Annotated in this window: 3 protein-coding genes; all 3 read left to right on the top strand. The window is 62.8% G+C overall.

The features are described 5' to 3' along the window. Positions 1-143 precede the first annotated feature (143 nt). The gene (gene cbiR, locus JCM12296_RS34835; protein ID WP_054702774.1) at positions 144-968 is read left to right on the top strand and encodes a cobamide remodeling phosphodiesterase CbiR; all 825 of its coding nucleotides are present in this window, start codon (positions 144-146) and stop codon (positions 966-968) included. Positions 969-986: 18 nt separating this feature from the next. Further along, positions 987-1,280 carry a peptidase U32 family protein gene (locus JCM12296_RS34840; protein ID WP_054702777.1) on the top strand — a complete coding sequence of 98 codons (294 nt, stop codon included), beginning with the start codon at positions 987-989 and terminating at the stop codon, positions 1,278-1,280. Positions 1,281-1,303: 23 nt separating this feature from the next. Further along, a partial coding sequence (locus tag JCM12296_RS51245) for a U32 family peptidase (protein ID WP_157068198.1) occupies positions 1,304-1,413 on the top strand: 110 nt, incomplete at its 3' end.

The raw sequence follows: 1,413 nt of genomic DNA on the forward strand, positions 1-1,413 counted from the left end.
AAAACCGGTGATCGGCCGCGGCCTCGGACCGGCCCGGGCGCCGCATATCCGTATGGCCTGCCGGTTGATGCTGACCACCAGCCTATTGGTCTTCATGGCAGCAGCCCTGGCCGGCCTGGCCGGATCCATGGTGGGTTGATCCAATGGCGGATGCACGGGAACCGACAACGGTCTTTGAACCGCTGCGCGTATCGGCCAAAAAAGCATTTCCGTTCACCCTGGCCTGTCCGTCCTTTATCTACCGGGCCGGCTACGCGGAAAATGTCCGCCACCTGGCCCCTTTTGTCGACGAAATCGAGCTGCTCTTTTTTGAAAGCCGCTTTGCCGACAGCCTGCCCAGCACGGCCTTGATCCGGGAGCTGGCCGAACTCGGAAAAACCGGTGACGTCAGTTACAATATCCATCTGCCCACGGATATCCATCCCGGTCATCCCCATGCCGATTTGCGCCAACGGGCGGTCGAGGTCCTGAAGCGTTTCATCGACCGCTGCCTGCCACTCGATCCGAGCACCTTCACCCTGCATCTGAACCGGGATCCGGCGGACCTGCAGGTCGATCGCTGGCAAGCCGCCACCATCGAATCGCTGGAAAAAGCCCTCGCCGGTCGCTTGCCGGGCCAGCGCCTTTCCATCGAAAACATCGACGCCGCCTTTTTCCTGGCCGCCCCGATCATTAAGGATCTGGATCTCGGCGTATGCATGGACATGGGTCATCTGCTGGTTTACGGTGAAGACCTGGAACCCTTTTTCGATCGCTGGCAGGCGCGCATCCGCATCGTCCACCTGCATGGGGTGGTGGAGCTGATTGACCACCGGCCCCTGGATCGGCTGCCCGCCGAACGCCTGAATCAGATCGCCGGGCTGCTGAAACGCTTTGGTGGCGTGGTCTCGCTGGAAAATTTCTCCCAAGCGGCGCTCGAGGCCTCCCTGGAGACGATGATGACCCTGGCGCCCAGGTTGAAGGACTGACCCGACGGATTTCTCACCATGACGCCCCCGAACCTTCCGAAAATCGAGCTGCTCGTCCCGGCGGGAACGCCGGAAAAGCTGGAAATCGCCATCCATTACGGTGCCGACGCCGTCTACCTGGCCGGCCGCGACTTCAGCCTGCGCAACCTCTCGGCCAACTTCTCGCGGCCGGAAATGCTGGCCGCCCGCCGTCTGACCCGCGACCACGGCATCCGCATGTACGTGGCCGTGAACATCTACTCGCGGGACAGCGAGATCGGCGCCATCGCCGACTACCTTGATTTTCTCGCCGAGGTGGCTCCCGACGCCTGATCGTAGCCGACCCGGCAATCTTCATGCAGGCCCGCCGGAAACTGCCCGACATCCCCTTGCACATCAGCACCCAGGCCAACACGACCAACACCGGCACGGCCCGGTTCTGGCGCGACCTGGGCGCCGCGCGGAT

This window comes from Desulfosarcina cetonica JCM 12296, assembly GCF_001311845.1.
GTDB classification, from domain to species: Bacteria; Desulfobacterota; Desulfobacteria; order Desulfobacterales; family Desulfosarcinaceae; genus Desulfosarcina; species Desulfosarcina cetonica.

What these genes read in the sequence shown, in the direction of transcription:
- cbiR (WP_054702774.1), top strand. Translation starts at nt 144, where the DNA reads ATGGCGGATGCACGGGAACCGACAACGGTCTTTGAACCGCTGCGCGTA.
- JCM12296_RS34840 (WP_054702777.1), top strand. Translation starts at nt 987, where the DNA reads ATGACGCCCCCGAACCTTCCGAAAATCGAGCTGCTCGTCCCGGCGGGA.